We start from the raw sequence: 24,899 nt of genomic DNA on the forward strand, positions 1-24,899 counted from the left end.
AACTTATTGGGACCCAAGTTTAAGTGATGTTGTAAGCACATTAAATGCTAATGCAGTTAATGGAATGACTGATTGGACTTCTCAAATGATACCAATGAATACAAGAACCGCAGCAATGTTTGCTGATGATGCAACTTATCCAAAATTAACAAACGGAACTTGGTATAACAAATTACCTAATTTTGCTGAAACAGATGTATTATTCACTACTCAACTTCAAACATTGAAAGAATTTTCAATTGCAACCGTAGATACAACTTATTCCGGTTCTTTAGCAGCATGGCGTCAACCAAATAACCCAGAAGTAGATTTTTTCATTTATGCAGACTGGCCGACTCCAATTGATCTTTCATACGATGATGCAGATTTATTAACTGCAGGTCTTGGCGGTTTCCCAGTTGGCGATTTAGCATGGTTCCCTGCTAAATATGAAGAATGGATGAATCAAAAAGATGCAGAATATGACCTAATTCATAAAACTCTTAATGGAATTGTTGGTGTTGAAAAAGTTGATGGTTTACCAACTAAATTCACTTTAGAACAAAATTATCCAAATCCATTTAACCCAACAACAGAAATTAACTTCTCAATTCCAAAATCTGGAAATGTTACTTTGAAAGTATTTGATGCAGTTGGTCAAGAAGTTGCTACTTTAGTTAATGAATTCAAAAATGCTGCCAACTATAAAGTAAACTTTAATGCTGCTAATTTAACAAGCGGTGTTTATTTCTATAGATTAGAAGCTAACGACTTACTACAAACAAAGAAAATGTTATTAATTAAATAATTTATAAACTAGTTAGTAACACGATTCAAAATTACCCCGGTAATTGAATTTTACCGGGGTTTTATATAAAATGCAATTGGATTCAAGTTTTATTCACAAAATGAGTTTTTAGCATATGCCTTTCTTTAAAACCAAACAATTGTTAAGATTTAGAAAATATCACTTTCTTTTTGTTTTAGCTATATTAATTATAAGCTGTATAAATAATGACGTTAATTCTTCTGAAGATGAAAAAATAATTGCAAAAATTGGAGAAGATTATATTGTTACATTAAGTGATTTGAAACAATATATCAAAGACTGGAATTACAACCAAAAATTTAGAGAAAAAGAAAAAGTTTATAAAAATGCACTAAATGATTTATTAACCAACCAGCTAAAAAGACTTGATTTCTTTGACAGAAAATTAAATCAGAACAAAGATTTAATGAGCAAAGAAATACGTTCAATTAATGCTGAAATAATAAATGCTTACTTTAATAAAAAGTTTGTTTCAAAATATGTTAGCGATAGTTCAGCAGCTAAAGCTTATAATGAAATGGATAAAGAAGTTATCTGCAATGATATTTTTTTACCGATCCCTGAAAATCCATCACAACAAAAACTTGATTCTTTAAAAGCTATTGCATTGGAAATTGAAAATTATATTAGCAATAATTTAAATATAGATGAACTTATTAAAAAACATTCTCTACAAAATACTTTAATTGTAACGCAAAAAAATTATACTTGGTCGCAAAGTATGAATGATCCTATTGCTTATGTTGCGTATCAACTGCAAAATGGTTCTACACAAGCACTTTATAATTTAGAAGGATTTCATATTTTAAAAGCGGTTGACATAAAAAAAATTAAATTAGAACCGTTTGATGATATTAAAGAAGAAATAATTTCAAATCTAAAAAAAGGATATTATCAGACATACAATGATGAGTATGGTGAATTTAGAAAAAATCTTGTGGATTATGGCACTATTATATGGAATGATCAAGGTTTGGATCAAATTGTTAAATGGTCAAATATAGATAAATTCTTTGGCGGTGCATATCAAGATACAATGAAAAATGCAATTTCAAACGGTAACAATTTTGAAATTCTAACATATAACAAAGGTAAAATTGATTTAAAAGAATTCCTTAGACTTCTGGATGAAGTTGTAATTTTGAATCCAAATATCCAATTAAATTCAAAGAGTGTAAAAGAGTTTATTTCAGAAGCAGTGTATGATAATAATGTAATAAAAGCCGCACAAAAAATTGGATTGGATGAAAAGATAGTTAATCCATATACGGATAACTTAGTAGTTAAAAGCAAGTTGAGTTATTTATATAACTTAGAAATAATTGAAGGAAATATTCCCGATTTAACACCGGAAGCTTTAAAATCATTTTATGATGAACAAAGAGATTCAATATTCTATCAACTAAAAAAAATAAATCTTTATACAAGAATTTATTCTGATAAAGAAAGGGCTGAGAAAGAAATTAAAGAAATAAATAGTGGTATTCCATTTGAAAAAATTTCTAATAGATGGTTTGTTAAAACATATATACGTGAACGTGATGGCTCCCTAAAATCATTTAGAAGTATTGAACCGCCATATTTGGCTGAAGCTGCTTTTAAATTGGAGCTAAACGAAGTTGCTGGACCAATTGAATTTGATGATACCGAAAAGGGAAAACAATTTGCAGTTATAAAAGCTATTCACATTATGCCGGAAAAACAACTCACATTTGATGAAGTTAAAGGTAAAAGAATAGAAGAAGAATTTAAAAATTATTATCGTCAAAAAATTTCGGATGAAGTTAATGCAAAGCTGATGAAGAAATACAATGTCGAAATCTTCGAGCATGAATTATCTCAAGCAATAACATCTAATTAGAGATGAACAATTCTAAAATCGTTAATTTAAATATTCTAATAATCTCGGCAGTAGTTATTTGTTTTGAAATTTTATCCACAAGAATTTCCTCGGTAATATTTGTTCAGAATTATGCATTTATAATTTTATCATTATCAATTTTAGGACTTGGCACTGGTGGAATTTATTCCTTTTACAAAATTAAACCAGATGAAACGAAAAGTGAAAATCATAAGATATTTAGCTTATACATTTCTCTTACCGGAATTTCTTTAATATTCTTTATTATAGCTGTAGTTCTTTTCTCGATAACAAATCCATACATTTATTTTTCTTTACTTTTTATACCATTTTTTTTTGCCGGAATAGTTTACTCGGAATTTTTTAAAAACTTTGCAAATTCCGGATATAAAATTTATGCTGCTGATTTAATTGGTGCGGCGTTGGGTTCGATTCTTTCAATACTTATTTTTAGTTTTTTCAATGCACCAAATGCTGTTTTATTTCTTGCGATAGTTTTAACTTTTTCTGCAGCTAATTTTTTTGTTGTTGAAAGAAAAAAACTCTTGCTGCATTACTTTAGTCTTTCCGTAATTGCAATTTTATTATTTGTTTTTGGTAAGAATGAATTTCTCGGAAAAATTCCTATCGGTAATTATCCGGAAAAAGATTTTTATCATATTTTAGATAATTCAAATATTACACCGGAAATAGTTGAAAGCAAATGGAGTATAAATGGAAGATCGGATTTAGTTGAATTTGAAAATCAAAGTTATGTTAAACATTTGTTAATAGATGGTGCCGCCGGAACGCAAATGTATGAATTCAATGGAAACATTGAAAATCATGATAAAATGCTTAATGATATACTGATAAGAAATTCAACAACAATTCCTCTTTTATTTTTAAAGAAAGAAGAAAAAGAGAACATGCTGGTTATTGGTCCCGGTGGAGGAAAAGAAATTCTTTCCGGGATTCTTAGTAATGTGCAAAATATTACCGGAGTTGAAATAAATCCCGATTTTGTAGATATAGTAAAAAAATATAAAAATTTTAACGGCGGAATTTATACTGATTTTCCGAATGTGAAAATTGAAATTGCAGAAGGAAGACATTTTTTAAAAAGATCTGAAAAGTTTTACGATTTAATAATTTTAGCACTTCCATCAACTGAGCAGTTCCAAATTATAGATGGAATTGCTTCAAACGAAAATTATCTTTTAACAGTTGAGGCAATAAAAGATTATTTAAAAATTTTAAATCATAATGGGCAATTGATTTTTACAGTCCATAATAAGTGGGAACTTGTTAGACTAATTGTAACAACTTTGTATGCATTTAAAGAAAACGGAATAAGTCATTCAAATGCAGTTAATCATTTTTTGAGTATTGGAGATGAACATTCGCCAACTTTAGTAATTAAAAAATCAGCTTACACAATTGATGAAATTAACAATATTATCAAAATTGCAAATACGTTTCCAACAGATTTGCCGAAGATTGCTTATTTGCCTTTTGTAAATATTCCTGGCAATAATCAAATTGAAAATATTCTTTTAAATACTCTTAAAGATGGCAGAAGTTCGCTTGAAGAATTAATTGCAAAGAATAGCTCTGATATTTCACCGGTGCTTGATGATAGTCCATATTTTTACAAAGTTAAAAAAGGTTTACCCGATGATTTGAAATATCTTTTAATTGTGGTCTTTATAATTGCGGTTTTGTCTGTTCTAATTCCACTAAAGAAAATAAAATCTGTTTCGAAAAAAAATATTAAAAGTAAAAAAGAGGAAAAAGTTTTTTTTCCGCTTTTTGTTTTTGTTAGCATTGGTTTCGGATTCATGGTTTTGGAAATTGCATTACTGCAAAAATTTATTCTTTATTTGGGATCACCAACAATTGCTTTGTCCATTCTTCTTGGTTCCTTGCTTGTTGGAATGGGAATTGGAAGTTTTTTTGGCTGGAAAATATTTCCCGATAATATTATAAAACGCCTTAAATGGATTTCCGGTTTGATTGTAATTACTGGAGTGATTTTATTTTTTATACATCCGTTAATTTTAAATCCGCTTCTTGTTTATGGATTAACATTACGTGCAATTGTAAGTTTTGTTTTGTTACTGCCATTCGGATTTTTTCTTGGAATTCCATTTCCTACAGCAATACAAATTTTAAAGCAGAAAAATTTTATAAAATATATTCCATGGATGTATGGTGTTAATGGAATTTTTTCCGTTCTCGGTTCTGTTTCGGCAGTTATTCTATCAATGATTTTTGGTTTTACTTTAAGTTTTTTTACCGGATTAAGTTTGTACTTAATCATTTTTGTTTTTTTATTCTCAAAAGCTCAACGGATTTGATACAAAAAATTAAAATATCAAAAGAAATAAAAAACCAAATCTTTGCAGATAAAGATAAACTTTCTGTGCATGAAATCTCAAAGAAATATAATGTCCCGATTTTTGAAGTTAAAAAAATTATTAATGCTTCTGCAAAAAAAACTCCTAAATGGTTTTATGCTGTTTTAATCTTTTTACCAATTATATTTTTAATCCTTCTTGAAATATTATTGAGAAACATTAATTATGGTTATGATTTTACTCAATGGATAGATGCCGGCGAAGGTAAATATATAATTAACTCAAATATGAGTAAAAAATATTTTACAAGTGGAGATTTCAATCCCACAACCAGTGAAGATTATTTTGATATACAAAAAAAGACAAATTCCTTCAGAGTTTTTGTTTTAGGCGGAAGCAGTGCAGAAGGATATCCTTATAGTCCAATGGGATCATTTTCACGTTATGTTCGGAAAAGATTAGAATTAGTCTATCCCAATACACACATTGAGGTTGTTAATTTGGGTATGACGGCAGTAAACTCTTACACAATATTAGATCTTTTCCCGGAAGTTTTGGATCAGCAACCCAATTTAATTTTAATTTATGCCGGACATAATGAATATTATGGAGCTTTGGGTGTTGGTTCGGTTCAATCATTTGGTTCTTCTCGAAATCTGATAAATTTAATATTATATCTAAATAATTTTAAAACTACTCAATTTGTGCGGAATTCAATTCATTGGGTAACGTCACTATTCTTTTCATCAAAAAATATAAAATCATCCGGCACTCTGATGTCACAGATGGCAAAAGACAAAAACATTATTTTAGATTCTGATGTGTACAATGCCGGACTTCAGCAATTTAAAGAGAATTTTACGGACATCTTAACATTATGTAAAGAAAAAGGTGTCCCAATAATTATTGGCAAATTGGCAAGTAATTTAAAAGATCAAAAACCATTTATATCTGCTGCAACTCATGGATACAAGAATGCTGATAAAGTTTTCGAAGAAGCTTGGGATAATTTTAAGAATGAAAATTATAAAAATGCAGATTCTCTTTTCAGATTAGCAAAAGATCTTGATGCACTGAGGTTTAGAGCACCTTCTAAAATGAATATGATTATTGATCAACTTGGAGAGGAATTTAATGTTGCAACTGTTCCGATAGATTCAATATTTAATTCTGAAAGTCCGGGTGGAATTGTAGGCGACAATTTAATTGTAGATCATCTTCACCCAAATGTTGAAGGATATCAACTAATTGGAAAAGCATTTTATAATTGCATGGAAAAGAAGGGATACCTTCCCAAAACAGAAAATGCCAATATTCCTTTTGCTAAACAAGATAGTTTAACTAAAGCAAATTTTGTATTTACAAAACTCGATTCAGCTATTGGCAATTATAATATATCACTTTTAAAAAACAATTGGCCTTATGTTAAGAATAGTATTACAATGACAAAGTTCCAACACAATGATTTTTTAAATATGCTTCAACCTAAGAATTTAACTGATTCTATTGCAGTTTACAAGATAGAAGGTTTATCTTGGACGGACGCACATTTACTTGCGGCTAAAACTTATTTGAGAAGAGAGGATATTAAAAATTATTTGAAACATATAAATACAATTCTTAATCAATATCCGGTTCTAAAAGACTTTAATATTTTAATCACATATTTCTATAACCAAAAAAAAATAGACCTTGCTGATTATACTTCTATACGCGTTGGAATTATTGAATTATATAGAAAAAAATATGATGAAGCTATAAAACACTTAACCAAAACATACAATATTGATCCTAAAAATACATTTGTATTATATAATCTTTCTGTTGCATATTTCGAAAAAAGAGATTTAAAATCAGCGTTAAGTATGATAAATAAATGTTTAGATATTGATGGTAAATACGCCGAAGCAATTAAATTAAAACGAGAAATTTTAAATCAACTTGAATAAACTAATTTGGCAAAAGAAAAATTAAAATGAAATTTCTTGGATTATTAAAATGAAAAACAATTTGATCAAAAATATAAGTTTAGGTTTAGCGTTGTTAATTTCTATTTCTTCAATTTTAAAATCTCAAGAAAAATTATATCCAAATTTATTTCCATTGCAAGATGTAACTTTACTTGAAGGACCTTTTCAACGCGCACGCGATTTAAATATTAAAGTTTTGTTAGAATATAATGTTGATCGATTACTTGCCCCATACCGAAAAGAAGCTGGTCTGAAACTTAAAGCTCCATGCTACCCAAATTGGGATGGATTAGATGGTCACGTCGGCGGACATTATTTATCTGCAATGGCAATGAATTATGCTGCAACAAGAAATCTTGATTGTAAACAGCGAATGGAATATATGCTTGCTGAATTAAAAATTTGTCAAGATTCAAACGCAATAAATAATCCTGAATGGGGAATTAATTATATTGGTGGAATGCCAAACAGTAAGGAAATTTGGAATAATTTAAAGAATGGTGATTTTACAGTTTACAAATCTTCTTGGGCTCCTTTGTACAATTTGCATAAAATGTTTGCCGGATTAAGAGATGCTTGGCTTTACACCGGAAATGAAATTTCAAAAGAAATGTTTCTTAAATTTTGTGATTGGGCAATAAATATTACATTAGAATTATCTGATGAACAAATGCAAATTATGCTTGATTCCGAACACGGTGGAATGAACGAAGTTTTTGCTGATGCATATCAAATTACAAATGATGTAAAATATATTAAAGCTGCAAAACGTTTCTCTCATAATAAATTTCTTGATCCATTATCACAAAAAATAGATAATCTTGATAATGCTCATGCTAATACACAAATTCCCAAGTTTATTGGTTTTCAAAGAATTGCAGAAATTACCGGTGATAAAAAATTTGCAGATGCTAGCAGTTATTTTTGGGAAACTGTTACAAAAAATCGTACATTAGTTTTTGGCGGAAACAGCAGAAAAGAGCATTTCCCTACAGTTAAAGCTTCAAAGGATTATATAATTGATATTGATGGACCGGAATCATGTAATTCGTATAATATGCTTAAGTTAACAGAAGATTTATTCCGGTCATACAAATCCGCAAAATATATTGATTATTACGAGAGAACACTTTACAATCATATTTTATCGACGCAACATCCGGAACATGGCGGATATGTTTATTTTACTCCAGCTCGCCCTAAACATTATAGAGTTTATTCAGCTCCAAACGAAGCAATGTGGTGCTGTGTTGGAACCGGAATGGAGAATCATGGAAAATACAATCAGTTAATTTATACACATCATAATGATTCACTTTTTGTTAATCTATTTATTGCTTCAGAATTAGATTGGAAAGAAAAGCAAATTAAAATAAAGCAAGAAACCAATTTTCCATATGAAGAAAAAACTAAATTAATTATCACTGAAGGCTCATCTAAATTTAAATTAATGATTAGATATCCATCATGGGTTAAAGAAGGTGAATTAAAAGTTTTAATTAATGGCGAAACTTTTCCGGTGACAGCTTCTTCTTCATCATATTTTGCGATTGAACGATTATGGAATATTGGTGATACACTTGAAATATTTTTACCAATGCATAATTCTATAGAAAGTCTGCCTAACATTTCAGAATACATTGCATTTCTTCACGGACCAATTCTGCTTGGTGCAAAAACCGGAACGGAAGATCTAGCCGGATTAATTGCTGATGACGGACGATGGTCGCAATATGCAAGTGGTAAAAGATTGCCTTTGGATAAATCTCCAATCATAATTTCTGATGACATTAAGAATTTATCTAACAAATTAATTTCGGTTGAAAATAAACCCTTCACATTTAAATTCTCGGATATAAATCTTATTAATCCTATTGAAATTATACTTGAACCATTTTTCAAAATTCATGATTCAAGATATATGATGTATTGGATGGCTTTAACAAATAGTCAATATGAATCGCGTATTGATTCTATTGCCGCTGATGAAAAAGCAAAACTTGCTTTGGAAAATCGTACTTTAGATTTTGTTGCTCCGGGACAACAACAACCCGAAACTGATCATTTAATGCAATTTTCGAATTCTAACAAAGGAGTATTTTTTGATGAATTTTGGCGCGATGCAAAAGACGGAGGATATTTCAGTTATAGTTTAGCAACTAAAGGAGAAGATAATTTGTCACTAGTAATTCGTTATTATGGTTATGAATGGGGCAATAGAAAGTTTGATATTTTTATTGATGATGAAAAATTAATTAGTGAAGATAATACTGGAAGATGGTATCAATCAGAATTTATAGATGTTGAATATAAAATTCCAAATTCTATAATTGAAGATAAAGAATTTGTTAGGATAAAATTTCAAGCTCTGCCGAAAAGTACAGCTGGAGCAGTTTACTTTGTTAGATTGATTAAATAAAATGACCAAAATATTATTAAATAGAATAAGATGAAAACTTATAAAAATATAACTTTGAGAAAAACATATAAAACTATTGTTATATGTTTTTTATTTATAACAAATTATTATGCACAAAGCAATACTTTATTAAAATTGTGGTACGATAAACCAGCAAAACAATGGATTGAAGCATTGCCAATCGGTAATGGCAGACTTGGCGCAATGGTTTATGGTGATCCGCAAAATGAAATTATTCAATTAAATGAAAGTACTGTTTGGGCTGGCCAACCACATAGAAATGATAATCTCGAAGCTAAAGAAGCTTTACCGATTGTTCGCAAATTACTTTTTGAAGGGAAATCGAAAGAAGCGCAAGATATAATTAATCAAAAATTTATTAGTAAAAATTCCCATGGAATGCCTTATCAAATTGTTGGGAATTTAAATCTAACTTTTCATAATCATTCAAATTTCAAAAATTATTATAGAGAATTAAATATTGAAAACGCAATTGCCACAACTGTTTATGAAGTTGATGGGGTAACTTTTAAAAGAGAAATTTTATCTTCGTTTCCAGATCAAGTAATTGTTCTAAGAATATCAGCTAGTGAAAAAGAAAAAATTAATTTTACTGCAACAATGAATCGTCCTGCAAAAGTTGATGTAAAAACTATTGGTAATGATTTATTGATAATGTCCGGAGTAACAACGGATTGCGATTCGATAAAAGGAGCATTAAAATTTCAGGCAAATGTAAAAATAAAAACAGATGGTGGAAAAATATATTCAACTGACACAAGTTTAGTAATAGAAAATTCAAACGAAGCAATAGTTTTTATTTCAATTGCATCAAGTTATAAAAACTATAAAGATATTAGCGGCGACCCGAATTTATTGGCTAATTCGTATCTTGAAAATGTTTTAACAAAAGATTTTAATCAAATTAAAAATGATCACATTTCTGATTTTCAAAAATATTTTAATCGTGTTTCAATTGATTTAGGAATTACAGATTCTGTTAAAAATCCAACCAATATAAGAATTAAAAATTTTGCAAACGGAAACGATCCTCAACTTGCTTCACTATATTTTCAATTTGGAAGATATTTATTAATTTCTTCTTCACGTCCCGGAGGTCAGCCCGCAAATTTACAAGGAATTTGGTGCAAAGATCTTTATCCGCCATGGGATAGCAAATATACTGTTAACATAAATACAGAAATGAATTATTGGCCTAGTGAGCCAACAAATCTTAGTGAAATGAATGAACCGTTCATTCAAATGATTAAAGAAGTTTCTGAATCTGGAAGGAAAACTGCGAAAGATATGTATGGTGCAAATGGATGGATGTTACATCACAATACAGATTTATGGAGAATAACTGGACCAGTTGACGGAGCATATTGGGGAATGTGGCCGATGGCAAGCGCTTGGTTTTGCCAGCATCTTTATGAGAAATATGAATATAGCGGTGATGAAAAATATTTGGCAAATATTTATCCAGTTATGAAAGGTGCGGTTGAATTTTATTTGGACTTTTTAATTGAAGAACCAAAAAATAAATGGTTAGTGGTTTCTCCTTCTAATTCTCCGGAAAATTCTCCATCGATTCATCCGGAATCATCAATATCTTATGGAACAACGATGGATAACCAATTATTGTTTGATCTATTTTCAAAAACAATAAAAGCTGCAGAAAAACTGCAAACTGATAATCAATTTATTGATTCGATGAATTCGGTTCTTGCAAAATTACCACCTATGCAAATTGGTCAGCATTCGCAATTACAAGAGTGGATTGAAGATTGGGATAATCCGGAAGATAAACATCGTCATGTTTCACATTTGTATGGTGCGTTTCCTTCAAATCAAATTTCGGCATTTAGAACTCCGCAATTATTTGATGCGGCAAGAACATCCTTAATTTATCGAGGTGATCCTTCGACTGGCTGGTCTATGAATTGGAAAATAAATTTGTGGGCAAATTTTTTGGATGGAAATCATGCTAACAAATTAATTAAAGACCAAATTAATTTGGTTGAGAAAGATTCATTCGAAAAAGGTGGAACTTACCCTAATATGTTCGATGCGCATCCTCCGTTCCAAATTGATGGAAATTTTGGATTTACTTCCGGCGTTACGGAAATGCTTATGCAAAGCGATGATGGAGCAATTTTCATTTTACCGGCATTGCCAAATGTTTGGAAAAATGGAAGCATTTCCGGACTTAGAGCGAGAGGCGGATTTGTAGTTGAAAAATTAGAATGGAAAGATGGTAAAATTTCTAATCTAATTATTAAATCAACAATAGGTGGAAATTGTAGAATCCGTGTTTATGATAAATTGAATTCAGTTAATAATTTGTTAAAAATTGCCGAAGGAGAAAACAGTAATTCGTTTTACCAAACAACTAAAATTAAAGATCCACTTATTTCAGATAAAGCTAAGTTGAATAAATTAAATATTAGAGAAACATTTTTATATGATATTCAAACTGAAGCAGGGCAGAGTTATGAGTTCACAATTAAGTAAATCAGAATTTATGCTGAAAATTTTAATCAGATATTTTTTTGTGTTTTTCTTTGTAATTGAAATAAATATTTTATTCGCGCAAGCTATTGAAAAACACAGAGTGATAATTCTTACTGATATTGAAGCAGATCCGGATGATACTCAGTCTTTAGTGCGTTTATTATTGTATTCAAATGAAATTGATATAAAAGGAATAATTGCAACAACTTCTTGTTGGATGAAAACTAAAATCAATCCGGAATCAATAAAAAAAATTGTTCAAACTTATGAAAAAGTTCAACCAAATTTAATAATACACAATCCAGATTTTCCCAAAGCAGAAAAATTATTTTCAATAATTAAAAAAGGACTTCCGGAATATGGGATGTTGGGTGTTGGGGAAAACAAAGATTCAGAAGGTTCTGATTGGATAATTAATGAACTTGAAAGAAATGATGATCGCCCTTTATGGATTTCAGTTTGGGGCGGTTCAAATACACTTGCACAATCCTTATTTAAAATAAAAAATACAAAATCAGAAAAAGAACAGAAAAAATTAATTGCTAAACTTCGTGTTTATACAATTTCTGATCAAGATGATAGCGGCATTTGGATTAGAAATAATTTTTCGGATTTATTTTATATTGTTAGCCCTGGTGATGATTATGGCAGTGCAACTTGGAGTGCAATTAATACATTTATAAAAAATATTGATAATACTTCAATTGGTAATTCATGGCTTTCGAAAAATATTCAGCAATCTCATGGTCCACTTGGAGCAGTTTATCCGGATGTTGCTTGGGGAGTGGAAGGAGATACTCCATCATTTTTATCTTTAATACCAAATGGATTAAACAATCCAGAACATCCAGAATGGGGCGGGTGGGGTGGAAGATACGAGTTATATAAACCAGATATTTCTACTCAGAAAAAAGGCGGTTCGGGAGTTCCTTTTGAACCTGAAACAAGAAAAATATGGACTAATGCTATAGATAATTATACTCCTTATATATCAAATGAATTTGGCAGAACAGTAAAATTAGATTCAGTTACTTTCAATGATAATAAAGTTACACTTTGGAGGTGGCGAGATGATTTTCAAAATGATTTTGCTGCAAGAATGGATTGGTGTATAAAATCATATCAAGAAGCCAATCATCCGCCAGTAATTGTTTTGGATAATCCTGAAGAAATTACAGTTAAATCTGGACAAGGTTTTGGAATGGATGCATTTAATACAAGCGATCCAGATGGAGATAATTTCAGTTTCTTATGGTTCAATTATCCAGAAGCTGGAACGTATAAAACATTAATTAAAATAGAAGGATCTGAAAATTCTCATGGAGCTTATGTCATTGCTCCAAAGGTTGAAAAAGAAGAAACCGCACATTTTATTCTTAAAGTTACGGATAAAGGTGAACCTAATTTGTGCAGTTATAAAAGAATAATTGTAAAAATATTACCATAAAATTTTGAAATAATTAAGTCAATGAAAAAAATAATCTTAGTGGGATAATGAAAAAAATATTTTCAAAATTAATAATAATTATTTGTATTGCAACTTTCTCAAATAAAATAGTTGCTCAGAATTTTAGGAAACAGCCGGTTGATTCACCAGTTTTTAATAATGACAAAACAGTTACTTTTAAGATTATGGCAAAGAATGCTAAAATTGTTGAATTAAGTGCGCAATTTCTTAAGTCAAATAAAAAATTGGAAAAGGATAGTTCTGGAATTTGGTCTATTACATTAGGACCAATTGAGCCGGATATTTATCCATATAATTTTATTGTTGACGGAATATCTATTGCAGATCCAAACAATGTTAATGTTTTTCCAAATGAAAGATTCAAAAGCAGTTTGGTGGATATTCCTGGAGAGAAAACCGTTCTTTATTCTGCTCAATATGTACCACATGGAAAAGTAACTTATTGCTATTACTACTCGGCAACATTAAAAGTAACTCGACCGCTTTTAATTTATACTCCGCCGGGTTATGAAAAAAACAATAATAATTATCCTGTATTTTATTTAGTAAGCGGAACAACAGATACAGAAGAAACTTGGTTTAAAGTTGGAAGAACAAATTTTGTTCTTGATAATTTAATTGCGCAAAACAAAGCAGTTCCTATGATTGTTGTTATGCCTTACGGAAATATGTTATGCGGTACTCCTGATCCAAATACTATTCAAGCCGCAGATATGTATAAATTATTTAGTGATGATTTAACCACAAATATAATTCCTTATGTTGAAGAGAATTATAGAGTTATTGCTGATAGAGAACATCGTGCAATTGCCGGATTTTCAAGAGGCGGAGGTCAATCATTATTTGCAGGATTTATGAACTTTGATAAATTTGCTTGGATTTGTTCTTATAGTGCGTTCTTAACAAGAGAAGTTTTCGATAAGTATTTTGAAAATATTTATTCAAATCCGGTATTGACAAATAAAAATTTAAAACTTTTATGGCTTGGCGTTGGCAGCGAAGATTTTCTTTATAAACAAGCAACAACATTTATGGAAATTATGAAAGAAAGAAATATCGACCATAAAACATTGATTACAGGTGGAGGTCATACTTGGATGAACTCCAGACATTATCTAACAGAAACATTACAATTATTCTTTAAATAAAATTAACAATAAGAAAGTTATGTATATTTTACTGTTAAAAATTGAATCGGTTTAATAATGTTTTAAACGATAAATAGTGAATTAAAAGTATTAAAAATTATAAACTAAGAAATCAATTAAAAATGTAAAAGTTGAATTAAAAAAGGAGAGAAAATGAAACAATCAATTAAAATATTAATTTTTTTATTGCTACTAAGTAGTATAAAGTATGCGCAATCAGAGCAAGAAAAAATTATTGAAGATTTTAAAACGGTTTCAAATCAACCGGGTAAAGAGTTTCCACAAGTTAATTCAGAAAGAAGAGTAAGAACAAGTATTTCCGCACCGGATGCACATAAAGTTCAATTAGATATTAGTGCAGTAAAATATGATTTGATAAAAGATACAGCCGGTGTATGGCATGGTGAATCTGCACCGCAAGATGAAGGTTTTCATTATTATCAACTTTGGGTTGAATGCGCTGCTGTTCCGGATCCAAACAGTTTATATTATTTTGGTGCAATGCGTTGGGGAAGCGGAGTAGATGTTCCTGCTCAAGATCAAGAATTTTATGATTTAAAAGATGTTCCTCACGGCCAAATAAGAGAAATTTATTTTCCATCAAAAAGCACAAACACTTCACGCAGAGCATTTGTTTATACTCCTCCGGATTATGAGCAAAACATAAATAAAAAATATCCGGTGCTTTATCTTCAACATGGATATGGAGAAAACGAATATGGCTGGCCTAACCAAGGGAAAACAAATTTTATTATGGATAATCTTATAGCTTCCGGAAAAGCAAATCCGTTTATTATTGTTATGACTTACGGAATGACAAATGATGTTAAAATGGGCGGACTAAGAGATTTCGATATTAAACCTTTTCAAACAGTTTTAATTGATGAACTAATTCCATATATCGATGCAAATTTTAGAACTTTAACAGATCAACCAAATAGAGCAATGGCAGGTTTATCTATGGGTGGATTTGAAACTCGCTTAATCACTCTTAAAAATCTTGATACTTTTTCACATATTGGACTTTTTAGCGGTGGAAGTATTAGTCTTGAAGATGTTAAGAACACACCAAACTTTAAAGAGAAAGTTAAACTTGTATTTGTAAGTTTTGGCGGCAGAGAAATCGATGCGATGAAAAATAGTAATAGAAATTTCTGGGGTGATCCGGTTGAAAATACAAATGCTATTACTAAAGAAGGTGTAAATACACATTTTTATGTTTCTCCCGAAACAGCACACGAATGGCAAAGTTGGAGAAGAAGTTTGTATCAGTTTGCTCAGCTTGTATTTAAGAAATAAGGAAAATTATTTATGAAGAAAATAAAATTAAAGTTATTTCTTGTATTAATAATTCTATCAATCAACATTAACTTTGCTCAAAATATTGTTGAAGATTTTAAACCATCGTCAACAGTTCAGCAAGGAAAGGAATTTCCGCAAGTAAATTCTGAAGGCAGAGTTCGAGTTTCAATTTCAGCACCGGAAGCAATACGAGTTCAGCTTGATATTAGTGCTGTGAAATATGATCTTAAAAAAAATACAGATGGCATTTGGATTGGAGAATCTGATCCGCAAGATGAAGGATTTCATTATTATCAAATTTGGGTAGATGGTGCTGCAGTTCCTGATCCCGGAAGTTTATACTTTTATGGGGCTGGTCGTTGGGGAAGTGGAATTGAAATTCCTGCGCATGACAAAGATTTTTATGAATTAAAAAATGTTCCGCATGGAAATGTTTGTGAACAATATTACTTTTCCAAAATTACTAAAAAATGGCGCAGATGTTTTGTGTATACTCCGCCGGAATATAATGAAAATTCATCTACCAGATTTCCGGTTTTGTATTTGCAGCACGGAAGTTTTGAAGATGAAACCGGCTGGAGAAATCAAGGTTTCGCAAATCTGATTTTGGATAATTTAATTGCAGAAAATAAAGCTATACCAATGATTATAGTTATGGATAATGGTTATGCATTTGAAGAATCTCAAAACTCTGATAAAAAAACTCCACCCAAATTTGTGTTTGAAGAAGTTTTAATTCAAGAAATAATTCCAATGATTGATGCTAATTATAGAACACTTTCAGATCGAGAACATAGAGCAATGGCTGGTCTCTCAATGGGTGCAAATCAAACAATAAGAATCACAATGAATAATCTTGATAAATTTTCTTATATCGGTGGATTCAGCGGAACATCAAATTATCCAAGCAGTGATAAAATTGATCGACAAACATTTATGAATGGAATCTTCAAAGACGGAAATAACTTAAATGAAAAAATTAAATTATTCTGGTTAGGATTAGGAACAAAAGAACCAAATCCGTTTCCGGGTTCTGTTGGAGCATTTCGAGCTATGTTAGATGAAGCCGGAGTAAAACATGTTTATTATGAATCGCCAAAAACAGCGCACGAATGGCTTACTTGGCGCAGAAGTTTATATCAATTTGCACAGTTGTTATTCAAATAGAAAAAATATGTCGGATGACAAAAATGAAATTAATTAAAAATTTTATGATAATATTTTTAGTAATTACTTCTTATGCAAAAGCTCAAGAAATAATTGAATTGTATTCCGGAGTAATTCCCAATTCGAAAAAATCAAACATGAAGGAAGAATTTAAAAATGGAATGTTTTCAAAAGTAACAATTCCTACATTAGAAATATTTCTTTCTCAAAAAGATAAAAATACGGGATCGGCTGTTATTATTTGTCCCGGCGGCGGTTATGGCGTTGTGGTTTATGAAATGGAAGGAATTAAAACAGCGAAAGAATTTGCTAAAAATGGAGTTAATGCATTTTTGTTAAAATATCGTCTTCCGAATGATTCTATTATGATTGATAAGAAAATTGGTCCGCTTCAAGATGTACTTCAAGCAATAAAAATAGTTAAAGAAAATTCTGAGAAATGGGGAATAGATAAATCTAAAATTGGCATTATGGGATTTTCTGCTGGTGGACATTTAGCATCTACAGCTGCAACTCATTTTGATATGCAAATTATTGAAAATAATTCAAACATAAATTTACGACCCGATTTTCAAATATTAATTTATCCGGTAATTAGTATGCAAGAAGGATTAACTCATTTGGGATCTAGAGAAAATCTTTTAGGAAAAAATCCAACAAAAGAATTAATTGATTTTTATTCAAATGAATTGCAAGTAAATGAAAACATACCGCCAGCTTATATTACACATACCGGAGATGATAAAGTTGTTGATGTGGAAAATAGTTTGGAATATTATAATGCATTGAAGAAAAAAAATGTTCCGGCAGAGATGCATATTTATCCCAAAGGAAATCATGGATTTGTATTATCTCAACCAATTGAAGAATGGATGCAACCAATTTTAAAATGGTTGAAAAAGTTAAACTAAATATTTGATGAAGGAAATTATGAAAACTGAAAAAAAAATAATTCTGCATATTATTATTCTGACTTTATTATTTACAAATATTTATTTCGCTCAATTTGGAAATAGACCAGTTGTCATTTCGCCTCAAGTAAAGGATGATTTTACTGTGACATTTAATTTCCTTGCTCCTTCAGCAAAAGAGGTAAAATTAAATGCGCAATTTGAAAAACAACCAATTTTAATGGAAAAAGATTCTGTAGGAATTTGGAGCGTAACAGTTGGTCCTGTAAAACCTGATATGTATCCATACTGTTTTATTGTTGATGGAATAAGTGTTGCAGATCCAAATAATTCAGCAATATTTCCTAATGAAGGATTTCAAAACAGTGTTGTGGAAATTAATGATAAAACACCGCTAATTCATTCTGTACAAAATGTACCGCATGGAACAGTTTCCTATCGCTATTATTTTTCGGATGAACTCGGAATTCGTCCAGTATTAATTTATACTCCGCCGGATTATGAAAAAAATGTTGATAAAAAATATCCAATACTTTTCTTACTTCATGGAACGACAGATACCGAAGAAACTTGGACAAAAGTTGGAAGAGCAAATATCATTTTAGATAATTTAATTAATCAGCAAAAAGCTGAGTCAATGATTATTGTAATGCCGTATGGAAGAGCTTATCCAGCGATTAGTAAATCTTCCGGAAGTTTAAGAAATTGGGAAAATCTGCAAGAATTTAAAAAAGATTTTTTTAACAATCTCATGCCATTTGTTCAAGAAAATTACAGAATAAAAGAAGGTAAAGACAATTATGCAATTGCGGGATTTTCCGGCGGCGGCGGCGAAACTTTATATCTCGGTCTGAATAATCAAGACAAATTTAGCTGGGTTTGCGGATTTGCTCCCGGAATGTTGAAAGAAGAGTTTGATAGAAATAATGCCGGTGCATTCGCTGATCCAAATCTTACTAATCAACAATTAAAATTATTTTGGATTGGTGTTGGGAAAGAAGATTTTTTATACAAAGTAGTATTAGATTATTTAAATATTCTTGATGAAAAGAAAATTAATTATGAAAAATATTTTTCGGAAGGCGGACATACTTGGATGAACTGCAAACTTTATCTGAGTGTAATATTGCAAAAATTATTCAAATAAAAGTTTTTCAAAAATTTACATGTAAATATTTATAGGCGAAAAATGAAAATATTTAGATTATTAAGCATTACGATTTTAATAACTTTTGGAACAAATTCCTTTGGAAGTAATAATTATAATTTGAAAAGTCCGAATGAAAAACTTTCAATAAATTTTTGGCTAACAGAAAAAGGTGAACCGTCATACGCAGTTTCATATCAAGATACTGAAATTTTAAAAGAATCAAAATTAGGAATTGTAAGAAATGATGGAAATTTTTCGACTGATTTAATTCTTGATTCAGTTTCAAATGTTACAGTTATATATGATAATTATAAACTTCTCCATGGAAAAAGATTAGAATGTAATTATTCGGCAAATAAAAAAATATTTTATTTAAAAAATTCTGATTCGAGAAAAATAGAAATTATTTTTCAAGTATCGAATGATGGCGTTGCCTTTAGATACCACTTTCCTGAAAATTCAGATGCGAAATTAAAAATTTATAATGAAGTAACATCTTATCATTTCCATACTTCCACCAAAGCATTTTTACAGCCTTGCCCGGATGCACGAACTGGTTGGAGTTTTTCACAGCCATCTTATGAAGAATATTACCAAATGGAAATACCGGTTGGAACAGTTTCTCCATTTCAAGCCGGTTGGGTTTTCCCAGCACTATTCAATTTTAAAAATTATTGGATAAGTATTACTGAAACTGCTGTTGATACAAATTACTGTGGTTCACGTTTAAGTCAGTTTTCTCCGGATGGAGAATATTCAATTCAATTTCCTCAGCCGCAAGAAACCAGAGGAAATGAATCCGCTTTACCAGAATCAACACTACCATGGTATACACCTTGGCGAGTTATAGCAATTTCAGAAAACTTGGGCGGACTTGTTGAATCAACTATTGGATCAGATCTAGCAATTCCGCAAAAATATGATGTGTCTTCTTGGCTCAAGCCTGGTATAGCTTCTTGGAGCTGGGTAATTCTTAAAGATGATTCTACAAATTTTGATACTCAAAAAAGATTTATTGATTTTGCTTCCAAAATGAATTGGGAATATTGTTTGATTGATGCTTTTTGGGATAAGCAAATTGGATATGAAAAAATAAAAGTACTTGCAGATTATGCGAAAACTAAAAATGTGAAAATATTATTGTGGTATAATTCAGCTGGTGATTGGAATACAACGCCGCTTACACCACATAATAAAATGATTTCAAAAGAATCAAGAAGAGATGAATTTCAAAAATTACAAGAAATGGGAATTGCCGGAATTAAAGTAGATTTCTTCGGAGGTGACGGGCAATCGATGATGAAATATTATATTGATATTTTAAAAGATGCAGCTGACAATAAAATTGCAGTGAATTTTCATGGTTGCACGTTGCCGCGCGGATGGTATAGAACTTATCCAAATTTGGTAAGTATGGAGTCAATTCGTGGTGAAGAATATGTAACTTTTGATCAATCGAATGCAGATCGCCAAGCTGTACATTGTGCAATAATTCCATTTACAAGAAATCTTTTTGATCCAATGGATTTTACACCAGTTAATTTTTCCGGAATTCCAAATATAAATCGTAAAACAACAAAGGGATTTGAAATTGCGTTATCTGTTTTATTTACTTCTGGAATTCAACATATAGCTGAAACTCCTTCTGGAATGGCAGCACAGAAAGATTTTGTAAAAGAGTATATGCAAACATTACCTGAAAAATGGGAAGATGTAAAATTTATTGATGGTTATCCCGGTAAGTATGTTGTACTAGCAAGAAAAAAAGGTAATGATTGGTATATAGCTGGAATTAATTCTGAAGATAAAGAAATAAGTTTAACATTAGATTTGTCATTTATCAAAAGCAAATCAAATGGTAAAATATTTAAAGATTCACAAGATTTAAAAGATCTTGCTCTATCGGATATTTCATACAGCAAACCAATTAAATTAACGCTAAGTCCAAATTCCGGTTTTGTTATAAAATAAATTTTATTGATTATAAAATAAATTGAGAGAAAAATGAAAAAAATATTTTTGATAATATTAACCATAACGGTTACTTTGAATTTGTTTGGGCAGTCATATCCATATCAAAATCCAAATTTAAGTTCAGAAGAAAGAGCGAATGACTTGATTTCTCGTTTAACTATTGAAGAAAAAGCGGCATTAATGTGTGACGTATCAGATGCAATTCCAAGATTAGGAATTAAGAAATTTAATTGGTGGAGTGAAGCTCTGCACGGTCTTGCAAATAATAATGATGTAACAGTTTTTCCACAACCAATTGGAATGGCAGCCTCATTCAACGACGAACTTGTATACAAAATATTTAACGCCACATCAGATGAAACCCGGGCGAAATATAATGAATCCCAACAGAAAGGTTTAGAAAACAAACGTTTCTTAAGTCTTTCTGTTTGGACACCTAATATTAATATTTTTCGTGACCCACGTTGGGGACGTGGACAAGAAACTTATGGTGAAGATCCATACTTAACTTCACGAATGGGAGTTTCGGTAGTTAAAGGTCTTCAAGGTCCAGATGATGCAAAGTATAAAAAACTTCTTGCTTGTGCAAAACATTATGCTGTTCATTCTGGCCCGGAGTGGAGCCGTCATTCACTAAATCTAAATAATGTTGATCCGCGGGATTTATGGGAAACATATCTTCCGGCATTTAAATCATTGGTACAAGAAGCTGATGTTCGACAAGTTATGTGTGCGTATCAGCGTTTGGATGATGAACCTTGTTGTGCAAATGGTCGTTTACTTCAAGACATTTTACGAGATGAGTGGGGATTTAAACATTTAGTTGTATCCGATTGCGGTGCAATTGGAGATTTTTATACTACTCATAAATATTCATCAGATGCAGTTCATGCCGCTGCCAAAGGTGTTTTGGCTGGAACTGATGTTGAATGTCAATGGATAAATCATAATTATAAAAGATTACCTGAAGCAGTTAAAAGAGGATTAATAAAAGAAGAGGAAATTGATGTTAGGTTGATGAGAGTTTTAAAAGGTCGTTTTGATTTAGGTGAAATGGATAAAGATGAATTGGTTCCATGGACAAAAATTCCCATATCAATCGTCAATAATGATGAGCACAAAAAACTCGCATTTGATATGGCACTTCAAACAATGACACTTCTTCAAAATAAAAATAATATTCTTCCTATTAAAAAATCTGTTGAAAAGATTGCTGTAATTGGTCCTAATGCCGATGACGAAGTTATGCTTTGGGGAAATTACAACGGAAAACCATTCAGAACAATTACAATTCTTGATGGAATTAAAACCAAACTTTCTGAAAATAAAATATTTTATGATAAAGGTTGTGATTTAGTTGAAGATAAAGTTACAAATAGTTATTTCGCAAAATGTTCTTTTGAAGGAAAAAAAGGATTCAAAGCTACTTACTGGAACAATAAAGATTTTACCGGAGATATTGTAACTACTGACCAATTAGAAAACCCAATAAAATTAACTACTGCCGGACAACATGAATTTGCTTCCGGAGTAAAGTTAGAAGGTTTTTCTGCAAAATATGAAACTGTATTTGAAGCGACTGAAAGTGAAGAAATTGTTTTCAAATGTGGAGCAACCGGTTCATTTGAACTTTTAGTTGATGATAATAGAATTAGAAAATATGAAAATTGGAGAACTCTTCCTTCAAGAATTCCATTTAAAGTTGAGAGCGGTAGAAAATATAAAATCGAAATTAAGTTTGCTCAATTAAATGACTGGCAAGCAAATATTGAATTTAATTTTGGGAAAGAAGTAGATATAGATTATAACGCACTCATTAGTAAATTAGATGGAATTGAGACTGTAATTTTTGTTGGAGGAATTTCAACACAATTGGAAGGCGAAGAAATGCCGGTTTCTTATCCGGGTTTTAAAGGCGGTGATCGTACTGAAATTGAACTTCCATCTGTTCAAAGAAATTATCTTAAGGCTCTTAAACAAGCTGGGAAGAAAGTAATTTATGTTAATTGCTCAGGATCAGCTATAGCATTAGTTCCCGAAACTGAAAGCTGCGATGCAATTCTTCAAGCGTGGTATGGTGGTGAATCTGGAGGACAAGCAGTTGCAGATGTTTTGTTTGGTGATTATAATCCATCCGGAAAATTACCAATAACATTTTATAAAAATTTGCAACAACTTGCTGATTTTGAAGACTATTCAATGCAAGGCAGAACATATAGATATATGTCTGATCACCTTTTCCCATTTGGCTTTGGTTTAAGTTACACAACTTTTTCAATTGGTGAAGCAAAACTGAGTAAATCCACGATTAAGGAAAATGAATCAATAGAAATTACAATTCCTGTTTCAAATACTGGTAATATGGATGGAACGGAAATAGTTCAAGTTTATATTAAAAAATTAAAGGATGTTGATGGACCACTTAAAACATTAAAGGGATTTCAAAGAGTTTTTTTAACTGCCGGAAAGAAAGAGAATGCTGTTATTAGTTTGCCGTATAATTCATTTGAATTTTACGATAGATACAACGATAAAATGATGGTAACACCTGGTGAGTATGAAATATTTTACGGAAATAGTTCAGATTTAAAAGATTTGAAAAAAACAATGATTACCATAAATAAATAATACAAAATTGAAATAATTGATCACGGAGATTAAATGAATATTCGAATAATTTTGTTGATAATTGTGCTAATGGTTTTTTATACAAAGCAAAAAAATTATGCTCAAATAAAAGAAAAGAAAGAACTTGTTCCAACAGTTACGATTCCTGCTCCTTCTGGGTCAAAAGGATTTGGAATGCCGCAAACTAATACCTCAAACACAAATCCACCAAGGAGACGTTGGGTAAGCCCAAGTGTTACAGAACAGCGTGAGATTAAAACAATTGTTTTAGATTCATTGATAATGAGTGATCCATTTATTTTCCCAGATAAGAATACACAAACTTATTATCTAACAAGTAGTGGTGGCAATATTTATAAAAGTAAAGATTTAAAAACCTGGACTGGTCCATTTGGTGCATTTGATGTTACCGGCACATGGATGGAAGGACTCAATTTTGTTGCAGCTGCAGAAATTCACGAAGTTAATGGTAAATATTATTATACTGCAACATGGACTGATAGAAAGGAACTTGTCAGCGTAGTCCCACGTAGATACAATGTTTATAGGAATCAAACACAAATCTTAGTTGCAGATAAACCAGATGGTCCGTTTAAACATATAAATTCTGATCCGAATTATGATTATTTATATCATGACTGGGATGTTATTGATGGAACAATCTGGTATGAAAAAGGTGTTCCTTATTTCATTTTTGTTCATGAATGGACACAAGTTGTTGATGGTACGATGGAATATGTTAAACTTTCGCCCGATTTGAGTATGAGAATATCTGAGCCGGTATGTCTATTTCGTGCAAGTGAAGCTCCTTGGGCACTTGAGATGGTTGCAAATGAAGAAATGACTTTTGGTATGAAATTACCTGGGTGGGTAACAGATGGACCACAAATGTTTAGAACACAAACCGGAAAATTAGGAATGCTATGGTCAAGTTGGGGAGAAGGTAGATACTTACAAGGGGTTGCTTATTCTGAATCTGGTACAATTGATGGACCATGGACACAAGAAGAAAAACCTTTTGTAGGAAATAATTCTGGACATGGAATGTTGTTTACAACATTTGAAGGAAAAAGACTTCTTGCAATCCATCATGTTGATGGAGATGGGCCTCGTAAACCTCAACTTTATGAGATTGATGATTCAGGTGATAAACTTATTCTTGGAAAAAGATATTATCCTTAATTGAAAATCTAATGGGCAGAAATTTAACGAATAATATCGAAAATCATTGAATTGGAAA

15 protein-coding genes are annotated in these 24,899 nt (G+C 30.8%); all 15 read left to right on the forward strand.

Annotated features, from left to right (window positions below):
* The first annotated feature begins 115 nt into the window (after nucleotides 1-115).
* The 15 genes from IPM32_12745 to IPM32_12815 all read left to right on the forward strand — a co-directional run bounded on the left by IPM32_12745 (nucleotide 116) and on the right by IPM32_12815 (nucleotide 24,841).
* Nucleotides 116-787 carry a T9SS type A sorting domain-containing protein gene (locus tag IPM32_12745; protein ID MBK8946122.1) on the forward strand — a complete coding sequence of 224 codons (672 nt, stop codon included), beginning with the start codon at nucleotides 116-118 and terminating at the stop codon, nucleotides 785-787.
* A 115-nt stretch (nucleotides 788-902) separates the two neighbouring features.
* Nucleotides 903-2,669, forward strand: a complete 1,767-nt coding sequence (locus tag IPM32_12750; protein MBK8946123.1) for a peptidyl-prolyl cis-trans isomerase — start codon at nucleotides 903-905, stop codon at nucleotides 2,667-2,669.
* 2 nt (nucleotides 2,670-2,671) lie between these two features.
* A complete protein-coding gene (locus IPM32_12755) occupies nucleotides 2,672-5,008 on the forward strand; it encodes a hypothetical protein (GenBank protein ID MBK8946124.1) in 2,337 nt (778 codons plus the stop codon).
* On the forward strand, nucleotides 5,005-6,957 hold the full coding sequence (locus tag IPM32_12760) for a tetratricopeptide repeat protein (GenBank protein MBK8946125.1): 1,953 nt from the start codon (nucleotides 5,005-5,007) through the stop codon (nucleotides 6,955-6,957). The genes IPM32_12755 and IPM32_12760 overlap by 4 nt, the downstream gene beginning before the upstream one ends.
* 49 nt (nucleotides 6,958-7,006) lie before the next feature.
* Nucleotides 7,007-9,397 (forward strand): glycoside hydrolase family 127 protein, encoded by a 2,391-nt coding sequence (locus tag IPM32_12765; protein ID MBK8946126.1) that lies wholly within the window; start codon nucleotides 7,007-7,009, stop codon nucleotides 9,395-9,397.
* Nucleotides 9,398-9,427: 30 nt separating this feature from the next.
* Nucleotides 9,428-11,911 carry a glycoside hydrolase N-terminal domain-containing protein gene (locus IPM32_12770; protein ID MBK8946127.1) on the forward strand — a complete coding sequence of 828 codons (2,484 nt, stop codon included), beginning with the start codon at nucleotides 9,428-9,430 and terminating at the stop codon, nucleotides 11,909-11,911.
* A 10-nt stretch (nucleotides 11,912-11,921) separates the two neighbouring features.
* On the forward strand, nucleotides 11,922-13,358 hold the full coding sequence (locus tag IPM32_12775; protein ID MBK8946128.1) for a DUF1593 domain-containing protein: 1,437 nt from the start codon (nucleotides 11,922-11,924) through the stop codon (nucleotides 13,356-13,358).
* A 47-nt stretch (nucleotides 13,359-13,405) separates the two neighbouring features.
* On the forward strand, nucleotides 13,406-14,527 hold the full coding sequence (locus IPM32_12780; protein ID MBK8946129.1) for an esterase: 1,122 nt from the start codon (nucleotides 13,406-13,408) through the stop codon (nucleotides 14,525-14,527).
* Between the two features lie 153 nt (nucleotides 14,528-14,680).
* Nucleotides 14,681-15,826 (forward strand): esterase, encoded by a 1,146-nt coding sequence (locus tag IPM32_12785; protein ID MBK8946130.1) that lies wholly within the window; start codon nucleotides 14,681-14,683, stop codon nucleotides 15,824-15,826.
* A gap of 12 nt (nucleotides 15,827-15,838) precedes the next feature.
* Complete coding sequence (locus tag IPM32_12790; GenBank protein MBK8946131.1) at nucleotides 15,839-16,996, forward strand: esterase; 1,158 nt, start codon at nucleotides 15,839-15,841, stop codon at nucleotides 16,994-16,996.
* Nucleotides 16,997-17,040: 44 nt separating this feature from the next.
* Entirely contained in the window at nucleotides 17,041-17,907 is an 867-nt protein-coding gene (locus IPM32_12795; GenBank protein ID MBK8946132.1) for an alpha/beta hydrolase, read from the forward strand.
* 19 nt (nucleotides 17,908-17,926) lie between these two features.
* A complete protein-coding gene (locus IPM32_12800; protein ID MBK8946133.1) occupies nucleotides 17,927-19,054 on the forward strand; it encodes an esterase in 1,128 nt (375 codons plus the stop codon).
* 42 nt (nucleotides 19,055-19,096) lie between these two features.
* Nucleotides 19,097-21,028 (forward strand): glycoside hydrolase family 97 catalytic domain-containing protein, encoded by a 1,932-nt coding sequence (locus IPM32_12805; protein ID MBK8946134.1) that lies wholly within the window; start codon nucleotides 19,097-19,099, stop codon nucleotides 21,026-21,028.
* A gap of 33 nt (nucleotides 21,029-21,061) precedes the next feature.
* The gene (locus IPM32_12810) at nucleotides 21,062-23,659 is read left to right on the forward strand and encodes a glycoside hydrolase family 3 C-terminal domain-containing protein (protein MBK8946135.1); all 2,598 of its coding nucleotides are present in this window, start codon (nucleotides 21,062-21,064) and stop codon (nucleotides 23,657-23,659) included.
* Between the two features lie 252 nt (nucleotides 23,660-23,911).
* Nucleotides 23,912-24,841 (forward strand): family 43 glycosylhydrolase, encoded by a 930-nt coding sequence (locus IPM32_12815; protein ID MBK8946136.1) that lies wholly within the window; start codon nucleotides 23,912-23,914, stop codon nucleotides 24,839-24,841.
* Nucleotides 24,842-24,899 lie beyond the last annotated feature (58 nt).

The organism is Ignavibacteriota bacterium (assembly GCA_016716225.1).
GTDB lineage: Bacteria > Bacteroidota > Ignavibacteria > Ignavibacteriales > Melioribacteraceae.

What these genes read in the sequence shown, in the direction of transcription:
- IPM32_12755 (MBK8946124.1), top strand. Translation starts at nt 2,672, where the DNA reads ATGAACAATTCTAAAATCGTTAATTTAAATATTCTAATAATCTCGGCA.
- IPM32_12780 (MBK8946129.1), top strand. Translation starts at nt 13,406, where the DNA reads ATGAAAAAAATATTTTCAAAATTAATAATAATTATTTGTATTGCAACT.
- IPM32_12810 (MBK8946135.1), top strand. Translation starts at nt 21,062, where the DNA reads ATGAAAAAAATATTTTTGATAATATTAACCATAACGGTTACTTTGAAT.
- IPM32_12765 (MBK8946126.1), top strand. Translation starts at nt 7,007, where the DNA reads ATGAAAAACAATTTGATCAAAAATATAAGTTTAGGTTTAGCGTTGTTA.
- IPM32_12790 (MBK8946131.1), top strand. Translation starts at nt 15,839, where the DNA reads ATGAAGAAAATAAAATTAAAGTTATTTCTTGTATTAATAATTCTATCA.
- IPM32_12785 (MBK8946130.1), top strand. Translation starts at nt 14,681, where the DNA reads ATGAAACAATCAATTAAAATATTAATTTTTTTATTGCTACTAAGTAGT.
- IPM32_12750 (MBK8946123.1), top strand. Translation starts at nt 903, where the DNA reads ATGCCTTTCTTTAAAACCAAACAATTGTTAAGATTTAGAAAATATCAC.
- IPM32_12745 (MBK8946122.1), top strand. Translation starts at nt 116, where the DNA reads ATGTTTGCTGATGATGCAACTTATCCAAAATTAACAAACGGAACTTGG.
- IPM32_12805 (MBK8946134.1), top strand. Translation starts at nt 19,097, where the DNA reads ATGAAAATATTTAGATTATTAAGCATTACGATTTTAATAACTTTTGGA.
- IPM32_12795 (MBK8946132.1), top strand. Translation starts at nt 17,041, where the DNA reads ATGATAATATTTTTAGTAATTACTTCTTATGCAAAAGCTCAAGAAATA.
- IPM32_12775 (MBK8946128.1), top strand. Translation starts at nt 11,922, where the DNA reads ATGCTGAAAATTTTAATCAGATATTTTTTTGTGTTTTTCTTTGTAATT.
- IPM32_12800 (MBK8946133.1), top strand. Translation starts at nt 17,927, where the DNA reads ATGAAAACTGAAAAAAAAATAATTCTGCATATTATTATTCTGACTTTA.
- IPM32_12770 (MBK8946127.1), top strand. Translation starts at nt 9,428, where the DNA reads ATGAAAACTTATAAAAATATAACTTTGAGAAAAACATATAAAACTATT.